The sequence below is a fragment of the Enterobacter cloacae complex sp. S3 genome, from assembly GCF_014930495.1.
GTDB lineage: Bacteria > Pseudomonadota > Gammaproteobacteria > Enterobacterales > Enterobacteriaceae > Enterobacter > Enterobacter asburiae_B.
This window is the reverse complement of record NZ_JADBRD010000016.1, coordinates 164,446-181,736: the sequence shown is the minus strand read 5'-3', so window position 1 is coordinate 181,736 and position 17,291 is coordinate 164,446. Positions and strand designations below refer to the sequence as shown.

Genomic DNA, 17,291 nt, shown 5'->3' with positions numbered 1-17,291 from the left:
CATCAGACCGCACCTCACCCCCAAATTTGATCCCCTCACCCTTTTTTCACAAAAATGCTTGCCGTCAATTTGCAGTTTATTGATAATGATTATCATTGTTACATTGATTGTTATTTATAAACATTATGTCACGTACGGATAACAGCGCGGCAACGCCAGAAAAAACACACACAGCGCCAGCCCCCGCCGAGCGTCGCATTGACAGCAAAACCCTCCTCGGCGATGAGGGACGGGTCATTATCGAGCATGACGGACAGCGCTATCTTCTGCGCCAGACCCATGCCGGAAAACTGATCCTCACAAAATAAACAACACCTAAAAATACGCCAGCCACCCAGGTTATCCCCAGGCAGCCAGCGCTTTTCACTTCTTATGGAGAGTTGCTATGCCACACCTGCCTTCCGCATCTTTACGTCCGTCACTTCTGGCGCTGGCGATTGCCAGTACCCTACCGGGCGTCGCGTTCGCCGCCACAGACGACATTACCGTCACCGCCACGGGCAACGCCCGCAGCACCTTTGAAGCGCCCATGATGGTAAGCGTAATTGACGCCAGCGCGCCGGAGAAACAAACCGCAAGCTCGGCGGCCGACCTGCTGCGTAACGTCCCCGGTCTGACGCTGGACGGCACTGGGCGCACTAACGGGCAGGACGTCAACCTGCGCGGCTATGACCGTCGCGGCGTGCTGGTGCTGGTTGACGGCGTGCGTCAGGGCACCGACACCGGTCACCTGAACAGCACCTTTCTCGATCCCGCGCTAATCAAACGTATCGAGGTGGTCCGCGGCCCGTCGGCCCTGCTGTACGGCAGCGGCGCGCTGGGCGGCGTGATCTCTTATGACACCGCCGATGCCAACGATCTGCTCGAACCGGGTAAAAACAGCGGCTACCGCGTGTTTGGAACGGGCGCAACGGGCGATCATAGCCTCGGGATGGGGGCCAGCGCCTACGGCCGCACCGATACGCTTGACGGTCTGGTCTCCTGGTCCAGCCGGGATCGCGGTGATGTCCGCCAGAGCGACGGTGCAACCGCGCCTAACGACGAATCCATCAACAACATGCTGGCGAAAGGCAGCTGGAAAATCGACCCCGCCCAGACCCTGAGCGGCTCCCTGCGCTACTACAACAACGCCGCTCAGGAGCCGAAAAACCCGCAAACCACCGGGGCGGACAGCAGTAACCCGATGACCGACCGCTCCACCATCCAGCGCGATGCGCAGGTTGGCTACCACATTTCACCGGAAGGGTACGACTGGCTGGACGCCGACGCGAAGGTCTACTGGTCCGAAGCGCGCATTAATGCCCAAAACGTCGACGGTAGCGGTGAGTTCCGCAAGCAGACCACCAAAGGCGGCAAGGTGGAAAACCGCACCCGTCTGTTCAGCGACACCTTTGCAGCACACCTTCTGACCTACGGCGGGGAATACTATCGTCAGGAGCAGCATCCGGGCGGGGCAACCACCGGCTTCCCGGACGCGAAAATCGACTTCAGCTCCGGCTGGCTGCAGGATGAGATCACCCTGCGCGATCTGCCTGTTACCCTGCTGGGCGGCACGCGTTATGACAGCTACCGCGGCAGCAGCGACGGCTACAAAGATGTGGATGCAGACAAGTGGTCATCCCGCGCCGGGTTAACCATCAGCCCAACCGACTGGCTGATGCTGTTTGGCTCTTACGCGCAGGCCTTCCGCGCGCCGACCATGGGCGAAATGTATAACGACGCCAAACACTTCTCCATTGGCCGCTTCTATACCAACTACTGGGTGCCAAACCCGAACCTGCGCCCGGAAACCAACGAAACGCAGGAGTTTGGTTTTGGCCTGCGCTTTGACAATCTGATGCTTGCCAACGATGCGCTGGAGTTTAAAGCCAGCTATTTCGACACCAAAGCCAAAGACTATATCTCCACCACCGTCGATTTTGCCGCCGCGACCACCATGTCGTACAACGTTCCGAACGCCAAAATCTGGGGTTGGGATATGATGGCAAAATACTCGGCCGATCTCTTCAGCCTCGATCTGGCCTACAACCGCACGCGCGGGAAAGACACCGATACGGGCGAGTACATCTCCAGCATTAACCCGGACACCGTCACCAGCAAGCTGGATATCCCGGTGGCGCAAAGCGGGTTCTCCGTCGGCTGGATCGGTACTTTTGTCGATCGCTCAACGCATATCAGCGGCAGCTACAGCAAGCAGCCGGGCTATGCGGTCAACGATTTCTACGTGAGCTACAAAGGCCAGGAGCGGCTCAAAGGCGTGACCACCACGCTGGTGCTGGGCAACGCCTTTGACAAAGCGTACTGGTCACCTCAGGGCATTCCGCAGGACGGTCGTAACGGCAAGATTTTCGTAAGCTATCAGTGGTAATTCCCTTCGGGGCAACTATTCAGAAGGAAGAGACAATGAATCACTACACGCGCTGGCTTGAGCTAAAAGAAGCCAATCCGGGTATGTACGCGCGCGACGTCGCGGGGTTAATGAACATCAGTGAAGCAGAGCTGACCTTTGCCCGCGTAGGTCACGACGCCTGGCGACTGCGCGGTGAAATCCGCGAGATCCTGGGCGCGCTGGAGGCGGTGGGCGAAACCAAATGTATCTGCCGCAACGAATACGCCGTACACGAGCAGGTCGGGAGATTTACCAACCAGCACCTGAACGGCCACGCCGGGCTGGTGCTGAACCCGCGCGCGCTGGATCTGCGCCTGTTCCTCAACCAGTGGTCGAGCGTGTTTCACATCAGTGAAGCCACCGCACGCGGCGAGCGGCAGAGCATTCAGTTCTTCGATCACCAGGGCGATGCCCTGCTGAAGGTCTACGCCACGGACAACACCGACGTTTCCGCCTGGGGCGACGTGCTGACCCGCTTTATCTTTGCCGACAACCCGCCGCTGGCGTTGAGGATAGCCGATGCTCCGGCTCATGCAGAAAACGCAAATGCCGCTCTCGTGGATAACGAGTGGCGCGCCATGACCGACGTTCATCAGTTCTTCAGCCTGCTCAAGCGCCATAACCTCAGCCGCCAGCAGGCGTTTCGCCTGGTGGGTGACGATCTGGCCTGCCGGGTAGAAAACACCGCGCTGGCACAGCTCCTGGAGACGGCGCGTCGGGACGGTAACGAAATCATGATCTTCGTCGGCAACCGCGGCTGCGTGCAGATCTTCACCGGCGCGGTGGAAAAGCTGGTGCCAATGAAAGGCTGGCTGAACGTCTTTAACCCAACCTTTACCCTGCATCTGCTTGAAGGATCCATTGCGGAAACGTGGGTCACGCGCAAGCCGACGGCTGACGGGCATGTCACCAGCCTGGAGCTGTTTGCCGCCGACGGAACGCAAATCGCCCAGCTGTACGGCCAGCGTACGGAAGGCGAACCGGAGCAGAGCCAGTGGCGCAGCCAGATTGACGCCTTAACGGCGAAAGGGCTGGCCGCATGAAACGGTGGCTTGCCCTGCTTAGCGCCCTGCCCCTGCTGGCGTCTGCGGCGCCGCAGGAGAAAATCGTTACCCTCGGCGGCGACGTCACCGAGATTGTCTACGCTCTCGGCGCGGCGCCCTCGCTGGTGGCCCGCGACAGCACCAGCCAGTGGCCGCAGGCGGCGAATTCGCTGCCTGACGTGGGCTATCTGCGCCAGCTCAATGCGGAAGGGATCTTATCCATGCGCCCCACGCTGGTGCTGGCCAGCGCTCAGGCGCAGCCGTCTCTGGCGCTAAAGCAGGTTGAGCAAAGCCACGTCAGGGTGATCGCTGTTCCTGCCAGTAACGACCTGAACGTCATTGACGAAAAGGTGCGGATCGTCGCTGAAGCGACGCACCGCGAGGTCGAGGGGGAGGTCCTGCGCAGCACGCTGCGCCAGGCACTGTCGGCGCTTCCCGCGTCGCCGCTCAATAAGCGGGTACTGTTTATTCTCAACCACGGCGGGATGACCGCCATGGCCGCCGGACAACAGACCGGCGCGGATGCTGCCATTCGTGCGGCGGGGCTGCAGAACGCGATGCAGGGGTTTACCCGCTATCAGCCGCTTTCTCAGGAAGGCACGATAGCCAGCCAACCCGATCTGGTGGTGATTTCTCAGGACGGTCTCAACGCCCTGGGCGGTGAAGCAAATCTGTGGACGCTGCCCGGCCTGGCGCAAACCCCGGCGGGACGGAACAAGCAGGTGCTGGCGATTGACGATATGGCGCTGCTGGGCTTCAGCGTGAGAACGCCGGAAGCCATCCAGCAGCTGCGTGCCAAAGCGGAGCTGCTGCCCTGATGTCCCGGCGGATCGCCTTATCGTTATGGATGCTGACCGCGATCCTGACCATCATGACGCTCGCAGCGACCGGGGTTGGGGCATTACACCTGCCGATCAGCCTGCTGTGGAACGGGACCGACGAGGCGCTGCGTCAAATCTGGCTGACAATCCGCCTGCCTCGCGTGCTGCTGGCGCTGGCGATCGGCGGTTCACTGGCGCTGGCGGGTTGCGTGATGCAGGGGCTGTTTCGAAATCCGCTGGCGGACCCGGGACTGCTCGGCATCAGCAGCGGCGCGGCGCTCGCCGTTGCGCTGTGGGTGGTTCTTCCGCTCTCGCTGCCTGCACTGGTGATGCTGTATGCCCCAATGCTGGCGGCGTTTCTCGGCGCGCTGGCCGCCACCTTCGTGATTTTCCTGCTCAGCCGACAGCGTGACGCTTCCCTGTCGCGCCTGCTGCTGGTGGGAATTGCTATCAACGCCCTGTGCGGCGCGGCCGTCGGGGTGCTGTCATGGCTCAGCAATGATGCCCAGCTTCGCCAGCTTTCGCTCTGGGGAATGGGCAGCCTCGGCCAGGCGCAGTGGTCAACGCTGCTGGCCGTCGCGTCGCTGATGGTTCCCACCGTGCTCGCGATCTGGCGTCTGGCAGGCGCCCTCAACCTGCTGCAGCTGGGTGACGAAGAGGCACATTACCTCGGCGTGGAGGTTGCCGCCGTGCAGCGGATCCTGCTGTTGTGCAGCGCCCTGCTGGTGGCCGCCGCCGTTGCGGTCAGCGGCGTGATCGGCTTTGTCGGCCTGGTGGTGCCGCACCTGGTGCGCATGTGGCTGGGAGCCGACCACCGGGCCGTGCTCCCCGGCTCGGTGCTGGCCGGCGCGTTGCTTCTGCTGGTTGCCGATACGCTGGCGCGCAGCCTGGTCGCACCGGCGGAAATGCCGGTCGGCTTACTGGCCAGCCTTCTCGGCGCGCCGTGGTTTCTGTGGCTTATCTTTCGTCGCGGAGGTGCGCATGGCTGAACGCTATTGTGCTGAAAACCTTGTTTTTCGCGCCGGACAACGCACGCTGATTGACGACGTGTCGCTGACCTTATCTCAGGGCGAGCTGGTGGCGCTGATTGGCCCCAACGGCGCCGGGAAATCAACGCTGTTGCGGCTGCTGACCGGCTACCTTAAACCTGCGGGCGGACGGTGCAGCCTGGCGGGCACACCGCTTGCGGCCTGGCAGCCGAACAGGCTTTCCCGCTACCGGGCGGTAATGCGCCAGAACACGCAGCTCGGATTTGACTGGCCGGTTGAGGCGGTCGTCGGTATGGGGCGAGCGCCCTGGACCCGCACGCCTGAAGCGACGGTTATTGAGGAGGTCATGGCCGTCACCGGCTGTTTACCGCTGGCGGGCAGGCAGTTTGCCGCACTCTCCGGCGGCGAGCAGCAGCGCATCCAGCTCGCCCGCGCGCTGGCTCAGCTTTGGTGCGACGGCGCGCCGCGCGGCTGGCTGTTCCTTGATGAACCCACGTCTGCGATGGATCTCTATCACCAGCAGCATCTGCTGCGCCTGCTGAAATCCCTGACCCGTCGGGGTCATCTGCACGTTTGCGCGGTGCTGCACGACCTTAATCTGGCGGCGCTGTGGGCGGACCGCATCCTGCTGCTGCATGACGGCAGAATCGTGTCCCAGGGAGCACCGGAAACCGTTTTGCAGGCCGACGCGCTGGCGCGCTGGTACGGCGCGCAGGTTATCGTCGGCAGGCATCCGGCTCACGCCGCGCCGCAGGTGTTTCTCGCCCCCTGATTGGGCTGGTAAAAATCTTTCAGCGTTTCCAGCAGGGCATGCGCCGCTTTAGAGAGCTGCGTGTGTCCTGGATGGATCGCTCCAATGCACTTTTCTATCGGCGGGTTATCCAGCGGAATACAGACCGCGCCCAGCGCCGTCATCTGCGCCTCGCAGAGCGCCGGAACGGCGCTGCCGCCCAGCCCGCTCGCGACCATTCGCCCGACCGTCACCAGCTGATGACTCTCCAGCGCCACGTCCAGCTTTCTGCCGCTTCGCGCCAGCTCCTCCTCCATCATCAGACGTACCGCCGAAGGGCGCTGCAGGGTGATGAAATCCAGCGTCAGCAGCTCTTCCCATGACAGGCGCTTCTTGCCTGCCAGCGAGGAATCTTTTGGCACAATGGCCACAAACCTGTCGAGGCCCAGCGGGGTAAACAGCAGGTTGTGCGTTGGCGCGGGCTCAAAGGCGATGCCCATCTCGACCCGCCCTTCCCGCACCATCTCTATCACCTGCTCGTTAATGACATCATGCACGGTGACGTTGATCCCGGCATGGCGATCGCGAAACGCTTTTAGCACCTCGGGCAGGACATTCGCGGCAAACGACGGCATGGCCGCAACCGAAATTTTACCGCGCTGCAGGGTAAAGCACTGGTGCATCGCCTCTTCGACGTTATCCCAGTCGGCAAGCAGCTGGCGCGCCATCGGCAAAAACGTCTCTCCCTCCTGCGTCAGCGCGACCTTGCGCGTGCTCCGCTGCAGCAGCGGTCCACCGAGCGCATCCTCCAGCGCTTTAATCGTCAGGCTCAGGGCCGGCTGGGAAAGATTCAGCCGTTCGCTGGCGTGCGCGAAATTGAGAGTGTGAGCTACCGCTAAAAACGCGCGTAACTGTTTGACACTCATTCTCATTTTTCATCCTGTTAACTAATTGAAAAATTTTAGTTAACAGTAAATTAATAAAAAAACCAAATGAGTGGGTCACAAATTCAAAATTAACAAATGAGTCGCCGCCCCTAATGATACTGGCACGGATAACGGGAGGGATAACTATGGCGGGACTGGACAAGCGCGTCGGCAGCTATGCGCAGGCGCTGGAAGGGCTGACGGACGGAATGACCTTGCTGGCGGGCGGCTTCGGCCTGTGCGGGATTCCGGAGAACCTGATTGCAGAGGTCAGACGCCGTCAGGTGAAAGATCTGACGGTGGTATCAAACAACTGCGGCGTGGACGGTTTCGGTCTCGGGATACTGCTCGAAACGCGGCAGGTTCGCAAAGTGGTGGCCTCTTACGTCGGCGAGAACGCCCTGTTCGAGCGGCAGGTGCTGAGCGGCGAACTGGAGATTGAACTCACGCCTCAGGGCACGCTGGCGGAAAAGGTGCGCGCGGGCGGCGCGGGCATTCCGGCATTTTACACGGCCACCGGCTACGGCACGCCCGTGGCTGCCGGCAAAGACGTGCGCCAGTTTTCGGGGAAGCACTACATCCTTGAAGAGGCCATTACCGGCGATTTCGCGCTCATTAAGGGCTGGAAAGCGGACTGGTACGGCAACGTTGTCTATCGGCATACCGCGCAAAATTTTAATCCGCTGATGGCAACGGCGGGCCGGATAACGGTCGTTGAGGTGGAAGAGATTGTTGCACCGGGCGAGCTGCCCCCGTCGGCCATTCATACCCCGGGAATTTACGTCGACAGGCTGATTGTCGGCCAGTTTGAAAAACGCATTGAACAGCGCACCCTGCGCGCGGAAGGAGTCTGACGATGTTAACCCGTGAACAGATGGCCATGCGCGTCGCCCGCGAGCTGCGCGACGGGTATTACGTCAACCTGGGGATCGGTATTCCTACCCTGGTGGCGAACTACATTCCGGACGGGATGGACGTGATGCTCCAGTCAGAAAACGGGCTGCTGGGGATGGGGGCTTTTCCTGACGAGCAGAGCCTTGACGCTGACATGATCAACGCCGGTAAACAGACCGTAACCGCGCGCACCGGCGCGGCCATTTTCGACTCGGCCCAGTCGTTTGCCATGATCCGCGGCGGTCATGTCGACCTGACCGTGCTGGGCGCGTTTGAAGTGGACGTCGAGGGCAATATCGCCTCGTGGATGATCCCCGGAAAGATGGTGAAGGGCATGGGCGGCGCAATGGATCTCGTCGCAGGGGCGCAGAACATCATTGTGGTGATGACCCACGCCTCGAAAAGCGGTGAGTCTAAGCTGCTGCCGCGCTGCACGCTGCCGCTCACGGGCGCGGGCTGCATCCGTCGGGTCTTGACCGACCTCGCGTTGCTGGAGATCGAGGACGGCGCGTTCATCCTGCGGGAATACGCTCCCGGCGTCAGCATCGACGAAATTGCGGCTAAGACAGCCGGGAAAATGATTGTGGCGGACGACGTTCGCGAGATGCGCTTCAACTGAGGACTCACGATGAAAGAAGTCATGATTGTCGGGGCAACGCGGACCCCCATAGGCAGTTTTCGCGGCTCGCTATCGTCCCTTTCAGCGGTTGAGCTGGGGGCCGTCGCGGTGCGGCACCTGCTGGAGAACAGCAATCTTCTCGAAGAACAGGTAGATGAACTGATTTTCGGACAGGTGCTGACGGCGGGATGCGGGCAAAACCCCGCGCGTCAGACGGCCATCGCCGCCGGATTACCCGTCAGCACGCCGGCGACAACGGTCAACCTGGTCTGCGGCGCGGGCCTAAAAGCGGTGCAGCTCGCCGCGCAGGCGATCCGCTGCGGCGACGCGGACGTGGCTATCGCTGGCGGTCAGGAGAGCATGAGCAACGCCCCCTATCTGCTGGACGGCGCGCGTTCAGGGCTGCGTTTTGGCCATACGGGACTGCAGGACAGCATGATTACCGACGGGCTGTGGGACGCGTTCAACGATTACCACATGGGGATCACCGCTGAAAACGTCGCCCGGGAGAATGCCATTTCCCGCGAGCAGCAGGACGCCTTCGCCGCCCGGTCGCAGCAAAAAGCGGCCTTTGCCATTGAAGCGGGTCGGTTTGACGCCGAGATAGCGCCGGTGACGGTAAAACAGGGCAAAAAACCGCCGCTTATCGTCAGCCGTGACGAACAGCCCCGGCCTGGCACCACCGCTGAGCAGCTGGCGCAGCTGCGCCCCGCCTTTCTGCAGGCGGAAGGCACGGTCACGGCCGGAAATGCGTCGTCGCTCAACGACGGTGCCGCCGCGGTGCTGCTGATGAGCGACGAAAAGGCGCGGGAGAGCGGTTTGCCGATCCTCGGTCGCATCGTGAGCTACGCCGTGACGGGCGTTGACCCGTCGGTAATGGGCATCGGACCGGTCAGCGCCTGCCGGACGGCGCTGGTGCGGGCGGGCTGGACGCTCGATGACGTGGACCTCATTGAAGCCAATGAAGCCTTTGCCGCCCAGGCGCTGGCGGTGGGCAAGCAGCTCGGCTGGGATGAGCGCAGGGTGAACGTTAACGGCGGCGCTATCGCCCTGGGTCATCCGATTGGCGCCTCCGGCTGCCGCATCCTCGTGACGCTGCTGTACGAAATGGAGCGCCGTGACGTCAAAAAAGGGCTCGTCACCCTGTGCGTGGGCGGCGGGCAAGGCATTGCTCTGACCGTCGAGCGTTAAGCATCTCGTTGGTATCCGAATAATAACTAAAGTGAGGAGTCGTAATGAGTGTGTTAATTGCCCTGGCGGCGCTGGCGCTGCTGATGCTGGCGGCCTATCGCGGATACAGCGTTATTTTGTTTGCGCCGATTGCGGCGCTCGGCGCCGTGCTGCTGACCGATCCGGGTGCCGTCGGCCCGACGTTTACCGGCCTGTTTATGGAAAAGATGGTGGGCTTCGTCAAGCTCTACTTCCCGGTGTTCCTGCTGGGGGCCGTTTTCGGCAAGCTGATTGAGCTTTCCGGTTTCTCACGATCCATCGTCGCGGCCGCGATTCAGATCCTCGGTCGTCGCCACGCCATTCCGGTGATCGTCCTGGTGTGCGCGCTGTTAACCTACGGCGGCGTGTCGCTGTTCGTGGTGGCATTTGCGGTGTATCCGTTTGCCGCGGAACTGTTCCGCCAGAGCGGCATCCCCAAGCGGCTGATCCCGGCCACCGTGGCGCTGGGGGCATTTTCGTTTACCATGGACGCCCTGCCCGGCACGCCGCAGATCCAGAATATCATCCCCACCAGCTTCTTTGGCACGAACGCCTGGGCCGCGCCGTGGCTTGGGCTTATTGGCTCTCTGTTTATTATCGTCTTTGGCCTGCTCTGGCTGGAGCGCCAGCGTCGTAAGGCGTTCAATAACAACGAAGGCTACGGCACGGATCTGAAAAATGAACCCGAGACGCCGGATAACATTAACCTTCCGCACCCGCTGATTGCTATCTCCCCGCTGCTGGTGGTGGGCATACTGAACCTGCTGTTTACCCGCTGGATCCCCGGCTGGTACGGCACAACCCACCAGCTTACTCTGCCAGGCCTGGCGAAACCGATTGTCACCGAGGTGGGCAAGATCACCGCCATCTGGGCCGTCGAGGCGGCGCTGATCTCCGGTATCGTGCTGGTGCTGATTTTTGGCTTTCGCAATATCCGGGGTCGTCTGGCAGAAGGCAGCCGGACCGCGGTGAGCGGTGCCATTCTGGCGGCGATGAATACCGCCTCGGAATACGGTTTCGGCGCGGTGATCGCCGCCCTGCCCGGGTTCCTGGTGTTATCCAAAGCGCTGGCGGCCATCCCGAATCCGCTGCTGAATGAGGCCATCAGCGTGACCGTCCTCGCGGGGATCACCGGCTCGGCGTCCGGCGGGATGAGCATTGCGCTCGCCGCCATGTCAGACTCGTTTGTCGCCGCCGCCCACGCCGCCAATATCCCTCTTGAGGTGCTGCACCGCGTGGCCTCGATGGCGAGCGGGGGAATGGATACGCTGCCCCATAACGGCGCGGTGATTACCCTGCTGGCGATTACCGGCCTGAGCCATCGTCAGGCCTACGGCGGCATTTTTGCTATCACCCTCATTAAAAGTCTGGCAGTGCTTTTTGTCATTGCCGTGTTCTATCTGACCGGCATTGTGTAAGGAGAGAAAGATGAATCTGAACGGTAAGACCGCGCTGGTGACGGGCTCGACCAGCGGCATTGGACTTGGGATCGCCCGCGTACTGGCGAAGGCCGGGGCGCAGCTGATCCTCAACGGTTTCGGCGACAGCGAATCAGCAAGAGAAGAGATTGCGCAACTGGGCAAAAAGCCGGGCTATCACGATGCGGACCTGCGTGACGTGCTGCAAATTGAAGCCATGATGCGCTACGCCGAATCGCAGTTTGGCGGCGTGGACATTCTTGTCAACAACGCCGGGATACAGCATGTCGCCCCGGTTGACGCGTTTCCGGTGGAGAAATGGAACGACATTATCGCCATCAACCTCTCCTCGGTATTTCACACCAGCAGGCTGGCGCTGCCCGCCATGCGCGAGAAAAACTGGGGGCGCATCATTAATATCGCCTCCGTTCACGGGCTGGTCGCGTCAAAAGAGAAGTCAGCCTACGTTGCCGCCAAGCATGGCGTAGTGGGCTTTACGAAATCGCTGGCGCTGGAAACCGCCCGCACCGGTATTACCGCCAATACCATCTGCCCCGGCTGGGTACTGACGCCGCTGGTGCAACAGCAAATCGACAAACGTATCGCTGAGGGCGTGCCGCCGGAGCAGGCTCGCGATCGGCTTCTGGCAGAGAAACAGCCTTCGGGCGAGTTTGTTACCCCGGAGCAGCTGGGTGAACTGGCGCTGTTTTTGTGCAGCGAGGGCGCCGTGAACGTTCGCGGCGCCGCGTGGAATATGGATGGCGGCTGGGTTGCGCAGTAATTTTTGCCGGGTAAGGCGACGCCGCCACCCGGCAAAATCGCTAGCTTGAACAGCTGACCTCCAGCCGCTTGCCCCAGTCAGGCGGGCGGCTGACGTAGTCATCATCCCGGTCGGCAAACGGCGTGCGCAACGCCAGATGCAGGCGGTGTAGCTCGTCATACTCCCCCTGCTCTGCCTGCTCAATCGCCCGCTGCGCCAGCCAGTTGCGCAACACCATCGCGGGATTTGTCGCGTTCATCTGCGTCTGGCGGGTAGCGTCATCCACCCGCTCCTGCTGCAGCCGCGCGCGGTAAGTGGCAAACCAGTCGTCAAACGCCTGTCTGTCAATAAACTCGTCGCGCAGCGGTGAGGCCGCACTGTGCTGCTCCGTCTGGCCCAGCATCCGGAAGGTACGGGTATAATCGCTGCCCTCGCGCGCCATCAGGGCAAACAGACCGTTGAGAATGTCGTTATCGCCCCTCTCCTGCGTCATCAGCCCCAGCTTGTTGCGCATCAGCGAGCCGTATTCTCGCAGCAATATGTCCTGATAGCTGTCGAGCGCATCGTTGAGGGCATCTACGTCGATGAACGGCGACAGGGTTTGCGCAAGCCGCTGCAGGTTCCACAGGCCAACCGCGGGCTGATTATCAAAGCTGTAACGTCCCTGATAGTCGGAGTGGTTGCAGATATAGCCAGGCTGATAATCGTCCAGGAAACCAAACGGACCGTAATCAAAGGTCAGCCCGAGGATCGACATGTTGTCCGTATTCATGACGCCATGCGCAAAGCCCACCGTTTGCCAGCGGGCAATCAGGCTTGCGGTACGGGCAACCACATCCCTGAACCAGAGAACGTATTTATCCGCCTCGTCCTGCAAATGCGCCCAGTGGTGACGAATGGCAAAATCAGCCAGCTGGCGAACCTTGTCCGGCTCGCGGCGATAGTAAAAGTGCTCAAAATGGCCGAAGCGCAAATGGCTTTGCGCAATACGCATCAGCATTGCCCCTTTTTCCACCGTTTCGCGCGCTACCGGCGTATCGCTGGTGATAATCGACAGCGCGCGCGTAGTGGGAATACCCAGGGCATGCATCGCTTCGGACGCCAGGCACTCGCGAATCGTTGAACGCAGTACCGCGCGCCCGTCGCCCATTCGCGAATAGGGAGTAAGACCCGCCCCTTTCAGGTGCCAGTCAACCGTCTCCCCGTTGGGAAGCCGTTGTTCGCCGAGCAGGATCCCCCTGCCGTCGCCCAGCTGCCCCGCCCAGACGCCAAACTGATGTCCGCTATAGACCTGAGCCAGAGGTTGCATCCCGGCGAGAAGCGTTTCACCGCCCCAGACGCCAGCGCCCTCTGAAAGCTGAAACAGCTCAGGCGGAATGGCCAGCTCTTCTGCCAGCAAATCGTTGTGCCAGATAAGGCGTGAATTTTGTAACGGTGTTGGTTTGAGTGCGGTGTAAAAGCCAGGCAACTCGTCATGCCAGTGAGCAGTAAAAGACAGGGTCATAAGTCCTCCTGCTTTTAGTGTAGAGGGTTTACCCGGACTTAAACACGGGCGAAAGCAAGGGTTATCGCTGCTGAACCAGCGATGTAACGTGCTCCGCAGAGACGGCTGGCCAGAGTGCGCCCTGCATGGCGCCAAAATTGAAGGACAAAACGCGTTGCAACAGGCCGTGGTCGTCAATGCCCGAGACGATCACTGACTGGCAGTGCGGCGTGATTTGCCAGAGGATGGCGCGCATAAAAGGCTCGAAAGAGAGCTCCGGGGCACGCTGCTGAATGAAACCTTTGTCGAGAATAACCCGTTTAAATAATCCATCATAGACCGCTTTGAGCGATGCGGCGCCTGCGCCAAAGTTTGCCAGGACCAACGGGAAATGGATTGCCATTCTCGCCAGCTGCAGATCGTCCTTTCCGTTATTTAAACCTGGATAATTCTCATTAACAGTAAACTCAAGAAACGGGTAACGCTCAAGGATTGAAACAGCGTTTCCATTACTTAATAAAAATTCAACTATTGCAGGTGTAATATTGATCCATGCAATTAACTGATGCTGAATAAAAAACAGTTTACAGGTATCAAGCAATTGCAATTTTTCGTTAAACAGCACTAACTCTTCAGCTGTTGAAAGCCGAGGGATAACGAGCTCAGTGGGGATCCGCACATCGCTGCCGACGCCAGTAAAGTTAACCAGAACCTCTAAACCTTTAAGCTCCCCTGCGCTATTACGAGCAGGCAGAAGCAGCAGTTCAGACTGGTAAGCATTATCTAGCGTAATAATCATTGCACTCGCTCCGCATTAAAGATGAGAGAGGACATCCTGGAGCAATTGCCGACACAATTCCACTGTCTTGATTTTAATAAGATTAATTTCATTAGTTCCGTATTTATTTTCAGATTTATCCCTGAATCTAAAATAATTTTATCCTGGTTGCCGAATAATAGCCAGTTTTAGATAAAACAGACACATGGAGGATTCGCTAATTTTAGATAAATTTAACTTTAAGCATCTTATTTGAGAAAAAACGGCATGATTTATTAGAGACCATGCCGTCATAAGAGAAGTGTCTGACAAAGACTATATACGTCGTGCCTGCCAGAAATTTTTACGCCAGTAAACATTATCAAGAGAAGAGCGCATCACCCCGCGGCTTGTCGAGGCGTGAATGAACTGATTGTCTGTATCATATATCCCCACATGAAGACCGCTTTCACCCGATCCGGTTTTGAAGAAAACCAGATCCCCGGGCAGAAGATCGTCTTTATCAATTTCAGTGCCAATTTCGGCCTGCTTGCGCGTTTCACGCGGAAGCTGTAAATCAAACTTGTCGCGGAACGTCATCAGAACGAAGCCGGAACAATCTACGCCGCCGCGGCTCATTCCGCCGTAGCGATAAGGCGTGCCGCGCCAGTTGCTCAGCTGATCGTTGAGGCTGGCAATGACGGTGATCGAATCTGAAAGCCGTGGGTTAGGCGGCGGCGCACGATGGCTACTGCATCCCGCAAGAAAAAGTGCGGCCATCAGGAGAAACCAGAATCGCATTTTCAGACGAATCCTCTGCTTTTTTTGTTCTTTTCGTAATTTAGCGTGCAATTGTGCTAAGAGGCAAGAAACGGTTACGTCTGCCCGGTAGAAATCAGCATCTTATGTCCCTCAATATCCAGCCTGCGGAACGACATGTTGTACGCGCGGGCAAGATGGGGCGGCGTAAGCACCCGATCCCGCGCACCGCTGGCGATCATCTTTCCCTGCGACAGCAGCCACACCCGGTGGGCATGACGCAGGGTGTGGTTGAGGTCATGACTGCTCATCACCACGGCGATACCTTTTCGGCTCAGGGCGCTTAACAGCGTATCCAGTGCCGCCTGCTGCGCCACGTCCAGACCGCTCATGGGTTCATCGAGGAGCAGCATTCTCCCGTGAGGATTACCTGCCGGGTGGATCTGAAGAATGACCGCCGCCAGGCGCACCCGCTGCCACTCTCCGCCGGAAAGCTGGCTGGCATACCGGGACAGTTTATCTTCCAGCCCCAGGGCTGCGGCCACGTCCGTCAGCAGTGCCGTCTGTTGTTTGTCGTGCAAATGCAGCATCAGATAGTGCCAGACCGGCATCGCAAAGGGCGGCACCTGCTGCTGTACGAGATAGCTGCGCCGATGCGCCAGCGAGACCGGCGTCCAGTCCGCGAGCGTATGCTCCAGCAGCGTTATCTGCCCTTCTCCGTCGGTCATGCCTGCCATCCGTGCCAGCAGCGTGCTCTTCCCTGCACCGTTTGGCCCGACAAGATGCAGGATTTCTCCCGCATTGATGGTACCGGTTATCGGCTCCAGACGTCCCCGCTCGGCAACGTCCGTGAGCTGCATCAGCAACGACATTATTTCGCCAGCGCCAGCTTGATCGATTCCATGACGATCGGATCCTCAGGGGTCATATCCGGCGAAAAACGCTGAACGACCTGGCCGTCGCGGCCAATCAGGAATTTTTCAAAATTCCACAGGATATCGTCCGGGTAAAGCGGCGCGCGGCCTTTGCTGGCCATGCGTTCATAAAAACCGCTTCCTTCCGGCGCAACGGCCTTCGGCGCGGCAGCGATCAGCTTCGCATACAGAGGATGGCGGTCTTCGCCGTTGACATCGATTTTGCTGAACATCGGGAACGTCACGCCATAGGTGGTGCTGCAGAAGGTTTTAATCTCCTCTTCGCTGCCCGGCTCCTGGCCCAGGAACTGGTTGCACGGGAAGCCCAGCACGGTGAAACCGTCTTTCTCCCAGGCCTTCTGAATGTTCTCCAGCTGTTCGTACTGCGGCGTCAGGCCACATTTGGATGCCACGTTGACGATAAGCAGCACGTTGCATTTGTAGCCTTCCAGCGTGGTGTTATCGCCATCAATGGTGGTCACTTCAGTATTCAGGATGTCTGACTGCATAGCATTCCCTCAGGTTGTCTTACGGCTTGTTGAATTAACGTCCAGCTTTTAATAGTAGCCAGATAAATACCGGCGCGCCCAGCGTGGCGGTCACCACGCCAATCGGCAGCTCTGCGGCCGTCAGGGCAAGCCGGGCGATGATATCAGCCACCAGCAGCGTGACGGCCCCGGCAACCGCCGAGGCCGGAAGCAGGGTCCGATGGTCCGTGAGGCCACACAGACGCAGCATATGCGGAATAACCAGCCCGATAAAACCGATCGCGCCCGCCAGAGCCACGCTGACGCCGACCAGCCAGCCAATGACGATCACCAGCACATTACGCCAGAACCCAATCGGCATGCCGAGCTGGCGGGCAGAGGTTTCACCCAGCGCGAGCATATTCAGCGGCTGCGCCTGCAGGGCAGCCCACACGATAACCGGTACCAGCAGCGCCATCAGCCAGCCCTGGTGCCAGTCAACGCCTCCAAAGCCGCCCATCATCCAGTACATCAGCTGACGCAAGTCAAAGGATGTTGAGAAGTAGACCGCCCAGGTCATCAGCGCGCTACAAATGATCCCCAGCGCCACGCCGGCAAGCAGCAGGCGGCTGGTCGATAAGTGCCGTCTGGCAAAACGAAGAAGGATCGCGGTGATTAGCAGCGCGCCGAGGATAGCGCTCAGGCTAATACTCCATCCGGAGAGTTCTCCTCCGCCGAGCATTACCGCCGCAATCAGGCCTACGCCTGCGCCGTTTGACACGCCGAGCAGCCCGGGCTCCGCCAGAGGGTTATCAAACAACGCCTGCATTATGGTGCCGCACAGCGCCAGCGCGGCGCCGACCAGAACCACCGCGACGGTGCGCGGCAGGCGAATTTGCCAGACGAAGAGCTGCCCGTCCGGCCCCCACCAGCTGTCAGGCCCGATCCATCTGTCGCCCGCGCAGAGGCTCACGCCTGCGGCGACAATGAGCAACAGCACCAGCAAAAACAGGCGACGCTTATCGGAACGGTGCTGGCGATGGGCATAATCAAGCATGTGTACGGTTTTAGTAGCGTGAGATGTAATTGATTTTACGGCGGGTTTGCCGGAGA

General features: G+C 59.8%; 18 protein-coding genes. 11 read left to right on the top strand and 7 right to left on the bottom strand.

Annotated elements, in window-relative coordinates:
- The first annotated feature begins 125 nt into the window (after positions 1 to 125).
- From hemP to IM317_RS09500, 6 genes are all read left to right on the top strand, one after another.
- Positions 126 to 308 carry a hemin uptake protein HemP gene (gene hemP / locus IM317_RS09525; RefSeq protein ID WP_033145291.1) on the top strand — a complete coding sequence of 61 codons (183 nt, stop codon included), beginning with the start codon at positions 126 to 128 and terminating at the stop codon, positions 306 to 308.
- Positions 309 to 385: 77 nt separating this feature from the next.
- Complete coding sequence (locus IM317_RS09520; RefSeq protein WP_049015958.1) at positions 386 to 2,368, top strand: TonB-dependent hemoglobin/transferrin/lactoferrin family receptor; 1,983 nt, start codon at positions 386 to 388, stop codon at positions 2,366 to 2,368.
- Between the two features lie 35 nt (positions 2,369 to 2,403).
- Complete coding sequence (locus IM317_RS09515; RefSeq protein WP_033145290.1) at positions 2,404 to 3,432, top strand: hemin-degrading factor; 1,029 nt, start codon at positions 2,404 to 2,406, stop codon at positions 3,430 to 3,432.
- Positions 3,429 to 4,250 carry a hemin ABC transporter substrate-binding protein gene (locus IM317_RS09510; RefSeq protein ID WP_033145289.1) on the top strand — a complete coding sequence of 274 codons (822 nt, stop codon included), beginning with the start codon at positions 3,429 to 3,431 and terminating at the stop codon, positions 4,248 to 4,250. Before IM317_RS09515 ends, IM317_RS09510 begins: the two co-directional genes overlap by 4 nt.
- Entirely contained in the window at positions 4,250 to 5,242 is a 993-nt protein-coding gene (locus IM317_RS09505) for an iron ABC transporter permease (RefSeq protein ID WP_033145288.1), read from the top strand. The genes IM317_RS09510 and IM317_RS09505 overlap by 1 nt, the downstream gene beginning before the upstream one ends.
- Positions 5,235 to 6,014: a heme ABC transporter ATP-binding protein gene (locus tag IM317_RS09500; RefSeq protein ID WP_033145287.1), complete on the top strand. Its 780-nt coding sequence runs from the start codon at positions 5,235 to 5,237 to the stop codon at positions 6,012 to 6,014. Before IM317_RS09505 ends, IM317_RS09500 begins: the two co-directional genes overlap by 8 nt.
- On the opposite strand, the gene IM317_RS09495 is transcribed toward IM317_RS09500, so the two are convergent.
- On the bottom strand, positions 5,981 to 6,904 hold the full coding sequence (locus IM317_RS09495; RefSeq protein ID WP_033145286.1) for a LysR family transcriptional regulator: 924 nt from the start codon (positions 6,902 to 6,904) through the stop codon (positions 5,981 to 5,983). The two genes, IM317_RS09500 and IM317_RS09495, sit on opposite strands and share 34 nt — an antisense overlap.
- A 140-nt stretch (positions 6,905 to 7,044) precedes the next feature.
- Here IM317_RS09495 and IM317_RS09490 point away from each other — a divergent pair, with 140 nt between their 5' ends.
- From IM317_RS09490 to IM317_RS09470, 5 genes are read left to right on the top strand one after another with little or no spacing between them, the layout of a single operon-like run.
- Entirely contained in the window at positions 7,045 to 7,752 is a 708-nt protein-coding gene (locus IM317_RS09490; RefSeq protein WP_033145285.1) for a CoA transferase subunit A, read from the top strand.
- A 2-nt stretch (positions 7,753 to 7,754) separates the two neighbouring features.
- Entirely contained in the window at positions 7,755 to 8,411 is a 657-nt protein-coding gene (locus tag IM317_RS09485; protein ID WP_029740425.1) for a CoA transferase subunit B, read from the top strand.
- Positions 8,412 to 8,420: 9 nt separating this feature from the next.
- Entirely contained in the window at positions 8,421 to 9,602 is a 1,182-nt protein-coding gene (locus IM317_RS09480; RefSeq protein WP_033145284.1) for an acetyl-CoA C-acetyltransferase, read from the top strand.
- A gap of 44 nt (positions 9,603 to 9,646) precedes the next feature.
- Entirely contained in the window at positions 9,647 to 11,038 is a 1,392-nt protein-coding gene (locus tag IM317_RS09475) for a GntP family permease (RefSeq protein ID WP_033145283.1), read from the top strand.
- A gap of 10 nt (positions 11,039 to 11,048) precedes the next feature.
- Complete coding sequence (locus tag IM317_RS09470) at positions 11,049 to 11,819, top strand: 3-hydroxybutyrate dehydrogenase (protein ID WP_033145282.1); 771 nt, start codon at positions 11,049 to 11,051, stop codon at positions 11,817 to 11,819.
- A 40-nt stretch (positions 11,820 to 11,859) separates the two neighbouring features.
- Here IM317_RS09470 and selO read toward each other — a convergent pair whose 3' ends face one another.
- The 6 genes from selO to btuC form a co-directional block, all read right to left on the bottom strand.
- The gene (selO, locus tag IM317_RS09465; protein ID WP_033145281.1) at positions 11,860 to 13,302 is read right to left on the bottom strand and encodes a protein adenylyltransferase SelO; all 1,443 of its coding nucleotides are present in this window, start codon (positions 13,300 to 13,302) and stop codon (positions 11,860 to 11,862) included.
- A gap of 61 nt (positions 13,303 to 13,363) precedes the next feature.
- On the bottom strand, positions 13,364 to 14,080 hold the full coding sequence (locus IM317_RS09460; protein ID WP_033145280.1) for an EAL domain-containing protein: 717 nt from the start codon (positions 14,078 to 14,080) through the stop codon (positions 13,364 to 13,366).
- Positions 14,081 to 14,374: 294 nt separating this feature from the next.
- Positions 14,375 to 14,839: an NlpC/P60 family protein gene (locus tag IM317_RS09455; protein ID WP_008500650.1), complete on the bottom strand. Its 465-nt coding sequence runs from the start codon at positions 14,837 to 14,839 to the stop codon at positions 14,375 to 14,377.
- 74 nt (positions 14,840 to 14,913) lie between these two features.
- Positions 14,914 to 15,669, bottom strand: a complete 756-nt coding sequence (gene btuD / locus IM317_RS09450; protein WP_033145279.1) for a vitamin B12 ABC transporter ATP-binding protein BtuD — start codon at positions 15,667 to 15,669, stop codon at positions 14,914 to 14,916.
- Positions 15,669 to 16,220 carry a glutathione peroxidase gene (locus IM317_RS09445; protein ID WP_033145278.1) on the bottom strand — a complete coding sequence of 184 codons (552 nt, stop codon included), beginning with the start codon at positions 16,218 to 16,220 and terminating at the stop codon, positions 15,669 to 15,671. The genes btuD and IM317_RS09445 overlap by 1 nt, the downstream gene beginning before the upstream one ends.
- A gap of 34 nt (positions 16,221 to 16,254) precedes the next feature.
- Entirely contained in the window at positions 16,255 to 17,235 is a 981-nt protein-coding gene (gene btuC, locus IM317_RS09440; protein WP_033145277.1) for a vitamin B12 ABC transporter permease BtuC, read from the bottom strand.
- Positions 17,236 to 17,291: the final 56 nt, after the last annotated feature.